A 6,227-nucleotide genomic window follows, 5' to 3' on the forward strand; every position below is an offset into this window, starting at 1 on the left:
GGCGGGGTCGCTTCCCCCGCGCTCACCCCCGGCCCGTCGGCGAACCTCCGCCCTCACCCCATCAGCGGCAGATACGCCCCCAGATCGGCCCGCTCCCCGCTGGCCCGCACGGTCGCCGCGTCCAGCGCCGCGTCCCAGGTCGTCCGGCCGGTGGCCAGCCGCAGCCAGGTCAGCGGGTCGGTCTCGACCACGTTGGGCGGCGTGCCACGGGTGTGCTTGGGGCCCTCGACGCACTGGACGACGGCGAACGGGGGCACCCGCACCTCCACCGAGCCGCCGGGCGCCTTGTCGGCCATCGCGTCGGCGAGCAACCGGGTGGCGGTGGCCAGCGCCTGCCGGTCGTGGGCGATCTCCACTCCTGTGGCGGCGGCCAGGTCGTCGCCGTGCACGACGAGTTCGACGCAGCGGGTGACGAGGAAGTCGTCCAGCCGCATCGCGCCGACCCGGACGGCCAGCAGCCGGTCGTCCGGCGCGCCGGGAACCACGTCGGCGAACCTCTGGGCGGCCCGGTCCAGGAGCCCCGCCGGGTCGCCGGTCTCGGCGGCGGCCCGCACGACCTCGTCCACCCGGCCGGCGAGCGCGACCGTCGTGAACGCCCACCGGTCCAGCGTGACCTCCTGCTTGGCCGGTGCGGGCAGCTCGATGTTCTCGCACACGTGATCGATGACGACGGCGAGGTGGGTCACCAGCTCCCGCACCGTCCAGTCCCCGAGCCGGGTCGGCAGCGCGTACTGCGCGGGGTCCAGTTTCCGTACGGCTTCCTGGACCCGCGCCAGTTGCGCGCCGACGGCGGCGCGGGTCTTGGCGGGGTCGTAGCTGCGGGCGCGGCCCTTGCCGCTGTTGGCTCGTGGCATGCGCCGAGGCTACTGCGCGCGGGGATGATGGCAACGGGCCGCGGAGCCGGGCGGCCCGTACGGCAGCGCCCTACCGGTCCGCGGCCCCCGGAACCCCCGGGACTTCCGCGGCCTCCGCCACCGTGAAGGTCTCGCGTGGTCGTCAACCCCCCAGTCGTCGTCCCCCGAACCCAGCACCCGAAGAGCGACCGGCGCCCCGAAGACGCGACCGGCGCGCCCGTAGTGCGACCGGCGCCCCGAAGAACACCCGGCCGGTCAGTCCCGCGCCGCGGCCAGCATGACCAGCAGCGGGACGACCCTGCCGGCCGGCACCTCGTGGCGTCCGCGCCCGGTGGTGTGCAGCCAGCCCGCGGCGGTCAGTTGCCGCAGGTGGTGGTAGATCTGGCCGGTGGTGCCGACGCCGTCCAGCTCGGACAGTTCGGCGACCGTGCGACAGCCGGTGAGGATCTCGCGCAGCAGGCGCAGCCGGACGGGGTGCCCGAGCGCGGCGAACACGTCGGCGGCCGGCGCCCAGTCCTCGTCCAGCACCGCCCGGGTCGGCAGGCCGTACTGCCACTCGTACCGCTCCCCCGCCGTCGGCCGGACGGCACCGGTGAACAGCACGCCGCCGTCCGGGACACCGGCCCTGTCGAACAGCGCCTTGAGCCCTTCCAGCGCCCAGAAGTCCCCGGCGTCCGGCCCCCCGGCGGGCTCGGGCGCCGCTTCGCGAGCGCCCTCCAGGGCGGCGACCCGGCGTTCCAGCTCCGCCACGCGGCTTTCGAGGTCCACGTGTTCGAATATACGTAGGTACGTAATCGCCGACAACCCTCCCGGGAAGCGGAAAGAGCGCCGCCGGGCGGGGAGTTCGCCCCTGGGAACGCCAACGGCCCGTCCCCCGAAGGGAACGGGCCGCCGTACGGACCGGTACCGGACGCGTCAGCCGAACAGCTCCGGCAGCGTCGCCTCGTGCACCCGCCGCAGCTCCTCCAGCGGCAGCGAGAAGTGGCCCTGGAACTCGATCGCGTCGCCGTCGATCACGCCGACCCGCGTGGCCGGGAGGCCGCGCGCGCCGCACATGTCGGTGAAGCGGAGTTCCTCGCTGCGCGGGACGGCGACCAGGGCGCGGCCGGCCGACTCGGAGAAGAGGAACACGAACGGGTCGATGCCCTCGGGGACGATCATCCGGGCGCCCTTGCCGCCGCGCAGGCAGGACTCCGTCAGGGCCTGGATCAGGCCGCCGTCGGAGAGATCGTGCGCGGCGTCGACCATGCCGTCGCGGCTGGCCGAGATCAGGATCTCGGCGAGCAGCCGCTCGCGCTCCAGGTCGACCTTGGGCGGCAGGCCGCCGAGGTGGCCGTGGATCACCTGCGACCAGGCCGAGCCGCCCAGCTCCTCCTTGGTGTCGCCGAGGAGGTAGATCAGGTGGCCCTCGTCCGCGAACGCCATGGGCGTGCGGCGGTTGACGTCGTCGATGACGCCGAGCACCGCGACCACGGGGGTCGGGTGGATGGCGGCCTCGCCGGTCTGGTTGTAGAGAGAGACGTTTCCGCCGGTGACGGGGGTGCCCATCACCTGGCAGGCGTCGGCCAGGCCGCGCGTCGCCTCGGCGAACTGCCACATGACCGCCGGGTCCTCGGGGGAGCCGAAGTTGAGGCAGTTGGAGACGGCCAGCGGCTTGGCGCCGGTGGCGGCGACGTTGCGGTAGGACTCGGCGAAGGCGAGCTGGGCGCCCGCGTACGGGTCCAGCTTGGCGTAGCGGCCGTTGCCGTCCGTGGCGACGGCGACACCGATGTCGGTCTCCTCGTCGATGCGGACCATGCCGGAGTCCTCCGGCTGCGCGAGGACGGTGTTGCCCTGCACGAACCGGTCGTACTGGTCGGTGACCCACGCCTTGGACGCCTGGTTGGGCGAGCCGACGACCTTCAGGACCTGCGCGCGCAGCTCCTCGGCGGTCTCGGGGCGGGGCAGCCGGGCCGCGTCGTCGGCCTGGAGGGCGTCCTGCCACTCCGGGCGCTCGTACGGGCGGTGGTAGGTGGGGCCCTCGTGGGCGACCGAGCGCGGCGGGACGTCCACGATGCGCTCGCCGTGCCAGTAGATCTCCAGCCGGTCGCCCTCGGTGACCTCACCGATGACGGTGGCCAGCACGTCCCACTTCTCGCAGATCTCCAGGAAGCGGTCCACGTGCTCCGGCGCGACGATCGCGCACATCCGCTCCTGCGACTCGCTCATGAGGATCTCCTCGGGCGAGAGCGAGGAGTCGCGCAGCGGAACGGTGTCCAGCTCGACGCGCATCCCGCCCGAACCGGCCGAGGCCAGCTCGGAGGTGGCACACGACAGGCCGGCGCCGCCCAGGTCCTGGATGCCGGTGACCAGGTCCTCGCGGAAGACCTCCAGGGTGCACTCGATGAGCAGCTTCTCCTGGAACGGGTCACCCACCTGGACGGCCGGGCGCTTGGCCGGGCCGGTGGCGTCGAAGGTCTCCGAGGCCAGCACGGAGACGCCGCCGATGCCGTCGCCGCCGGTGCGGGCGCCGTAGAGGATGACCTTGTTGCCGGCGCCGGACGCCTTGGCGAGGTGGATGTCCTCGTGCTTCATGACGCCCACGCACAGCGCGTTGACCAGCGGGTTGCCCTGGTAGCAGGGGTCGAAGACGACCTCGCCGCCGATGTTGGCCAGGCCCAGGCAGTTGCCGTAGCCGCCGATGCCGGCCACCACGCCGGGCAGCACCCGCTTGGTGTCGGGGTGGTCGGCGGCGCCGAACCGCAGCGGGTCCATGACGGCGACCGGGCGGGCGCCCATGGCCAGGATGTCGCGGACGATGCCGCCGACGCCGGTGGCCGCGCCCTGGTAGGGCTCGATGTACGAGGGGTGGTTGTGCGACTCGACCTTGAAGGTCACCGCGTACCCCTGGCCGACGTCCACCACACCGGCGTTCTCGCCGATGCCGACGAGCAGCGCGTCGTTCTCGGGCGCCTTCTCGCCGAACTGCTTCAGGTGCACCTTGCTGCTCTTGTACGAGCAGTGCTCGGACCACATCACCGAGTACATGGCGAGTTCGGCGCCGGTGGGGCGGCGGCCGAGGATCTCGCGGATGCGCGCGTACTCGTCCTGCTTCAGGCCGAGTTCGGCCCACGGCTGGTCGGTGTCCGGAGTCGCGGCGGCGTGCTTGACCGTGTCCAGCGTCATGCGTTGACCAACTTCTTCAGGATCGAGGCGAAGAATCCGAGGCCGTCGGTGCGGCCGGTGCCGATCAGCGGCTCGACGGCGTGCTCCGGGTGCGGCATGAGGCCGACGACGTTGCCCGCCGCGTTGGTGATGCCGGCGATGTCGCGGAGCGAGCCGTTGGGGTTGACGTCCAAGTAGCGGAACGCGACCCGGCCTTCGGCCTCCAGTTCGTCCAGCGTGCGCTCGTCGGCCACGTACCGGCCGTCGATGTTCTTGAGCGGGATGCTGATCTCCTGGCCGGGCGTGTAGTCCGAGGTCCAGGCGGTGTCGGCGTTCTCCACCCGCAGCTTCTGGTCGCGGCAGACGAAGTGCAGGTGGTCGTTGCGCAGCATCGCGCCGGGCAGCAGGTGGGTCTCGGTCAGGACCTGGAACCCGTTGCAGATGCCGAGCACCGGCATCCCGGCCTTCGCCTGCTCGACGACGGTCTCCATCACCGGCGAGAAGCGGGAGATGGCACCGGCCCGCAGGTAGTCGCCGTAGGAGAAGCCGCCGGGCAGGACCACGGCGTCCACCTGCTTGAGGTCCTTGTCGCGGTGCCACAGCGGCACCGCCTCGGCCCCGGCGATGCGGACCGCGCGCTGGGTGTCGCGGTCGTCCAGCGTGCCGGGGAAGGTGACGACACCGATCCGAGCGGTCATGACGCGACCCGGACGGTGAAGTCCTCGATGACGGTGTTCGCGAGGAAGGTCTCGGCCATCTCGCGGATGCGGGCGAGGGCGGCCTCGTCGACCGGGCCCTCCACCTCCAGTTCGAAACGCTTGCCCTGACGGACGTCGGCGATCCCCTCGAACCCCAGGCGTGGCAGTGCGCGCTGCACCGCCTGCCCCTGCGGGTCGAGGATCTCCGGCTTGAGCATGACGTCGACGACGACGCGTGCCACTGGCACTCCCGGTGGTGTGGTGCGTAAGGCGGTGCGCTCACAGTACCGCGTTCGAAAATCTACGCGCATAGATATGCGTGCGGTCCGTCACAGGGCGCTATCCCCCACCGGTAAGGGGCAGTTGATCTTTTCGAGAATTTTCCCCGCCGCACATTGCCCGAAGACACGCTGACGAAATTAACTGGGCTTCACAATGCAATGCCGATGGCTGTACAAATGAAAAAGCATTGATCCTGTACAGCCGGATCCGTAGTATCTCCGCACGTCAGCAGGGGATTGCTGCAGGAAAGGACCATATCCGTGGCGCAGCGCGTAGTAGTCACGCTTTCCGACGACATCGACGGCGGAGAAGCCGCTGAGACGGTCAGCTTCGGTTTGGACGGGAACTGGTACGAGATCGACCTCAATCCCGCCAATGCCAAGAAACTCCGCGGCACCCTGGAGCCGTACGTGGAGGCCGGCCGCAAGCGCTCCAAGTCGGGCAAGGCGTACCACCGCACGGCCGTGACCGCCGACCCCGCGGCCGTCCGCGCCTGGGCCCGTTCCCACCAGATGGACGTGCCGCCGCGCGGTCGCATCCCGAAGAAGGTGTACGAGGCGTTCGAGGCGGCGAACCGGTAGCGAGGGGTGGCGGGGGCGTCGAGGCCCGGCATCGCCGCCTCGGCATCCGAACGGGTCGGGCGGGTCGAACGGGTCGGACGACCCGGGGCCGGGGCGGGAACGGATCGGGCATCGGGTCGGCCTGCCGGGGAGAAACGGTCCGGCGGGTTCGATGCGTCGGACCCGCCGGGTGGGTCGCGGGCCCCGGCCCGCGCCACCGCTCACCCGGCGGGTCGTGACGTCGCGGCGCCGCACGAGGTCGTGACGTCGCACGAGGTCGCGGCGCCGCACGAGGTCGCGGCGCCGTGCGAGGTCGTGACGTCGTATGGGGTCGCGGTGTCGTACGACGCCGCACCGCACACCCGCACCACGCACCCGCACCGCGTCGACCCGCGGCGCCCGTCCGCCCCCGCGCGGCAGCGCTCGTTCGATTCCCCGCCCCGGCGGCGCTCGTCCGGCCCTCCTCACGGGCCCACCGGACACCTCGCCGCGCGGACGTTCCAGGCACCTCGCCACACCCCTCCCCCGACCCCCGCAAATCCGGCGAACGTCGCAGGTCGCACCCTCTACAGGCCTGCGGACGAACGGACTTGCGCTGAACCCCTGATGATCAGCTAGAGTCTGGAGCACGCCGAGGGGCGAGGCCGAAAGGCCGAAACCCCAAGGGGTCACGCGGGTGTAGCTCAGTA

The 6,227-nt window shown here is 71.7% G+C and carries 6 protein-coding genes and 1 tRNA gene (1 of these 7 only partly in view); 2 read left to right on the forward strand and 5 right to left on the reverse strand.

Annotation, left to right across the window (positions count from 1 at the left end; translation table 11 throughout):
• Positions 1-53 precede the first annotated feature (53 nt).
• From ABZX96_RS12620 to purS, 5 genes are all read right to left on the reverse strand, one after another.
• The gene (locus ABZX96_RS12620) at positions 54-854 is read right to left on the reverse strand and encodes a sterol carrier family protein (protein ID WP_355542266.1); all 801 of its coding nucleotides are present in this window, start codon (positions 852-854) and stop codon (positions 54-56) included.
• A gap of 255 nt (positions 855-1,109) precedes the next feature.
• The gene (locus tag ABZX96_RS12625; protein WP_355542269.1) at positions 1,110-1,622 is read right to left on the reverse strand and encodes a winged helix-turn-helix domain-containing protein; all 513 of its coding nucleotides are present in this window, start codon (positions 1,620-1,622) and stop codon (positions 1,110-1,112) included.
• A gap of 147 nt (positions 1,623-1,769) precedes the next feature.
• Positions 1,770-4,019: a phosphoribosylformylglycinamidine synthase subunit PurL gene (gene purL / locus ABZX96_RS12630; RefSeq protein ID WP_355542272.1), complete on the reverse strand. Its 2,250-nt coding sequence runs from the start codon at positions 4,017-4,019 to the stop codon at positions 1,770-1,772.
• Positions 4,016-4,696 carry a phosphoribosylformylglycinamidine synthase subunit PurQ gene (gene purQ / locus ABZX96_RS12635; RefSeq protein WP_355542275.1) on the reverse strand — a complete coding sequence of 227 codons (681 nt, stop codon included), beginning with the start codon at positions 4,694-4,696 and terminating at the stop codon, positions 4,016-4,018. The genes purL and purQ overlap by 4 nt, the downstream gene beginning before the upstream one ends.
• Positions 4,693-4,938 (reverse strand): phosphoribosylformylglycinamidine synthase subunit PurS, encoded by a 246-nt coding sequence (purS, locus tag ABZX96_RS12640; protein ID WP_355542483.1) that lies wholly within the window; start codon positions 4,936-4,938, stop codon positions 4,693-4,695. The genes purQ and purS overlap by 4 nt, the downstream gene beginning before the upstream one ends.
• A 300-nt stretch (positions 4,939-5,238) precedes the next feature.
• Here purS and ABZX96_RS12645 point away from each other — a divergent pair, with 300 nt between their 5' ends.
• Both ABZX96_RS12645 and ABZX96_RS12650 read left to right on the forward strand, forming a co-directional pair.
• Positions 5,239-5,559, forward strand: a complete 321-nt coding sequence (locus ABZX96_RS12645; RefSeq protein WP_355542278.1) for an Lsr2 family protein — start codon at positions 5,239-5,241, stop codon at positions 5,557-5,559.
• A 651-nt stretch (positions 5,560-6,210) separates the two neighbouring features.
• A tRNA-Gly gene (locus ABZX96_RS12650) sits at positions 6,211-6,227 on the forward strand (it continues 155 nt past the right edge of the window).

The sequence above is a fragment of the Streptomyces sp. NPDC003077 genome (genome assembly GCF_040611095.1).
Lineage (GTDB): Bacteria > Actinomycetota > Actinomycetes > Streptomycetales > Streptomycetaceae > Streptomyces.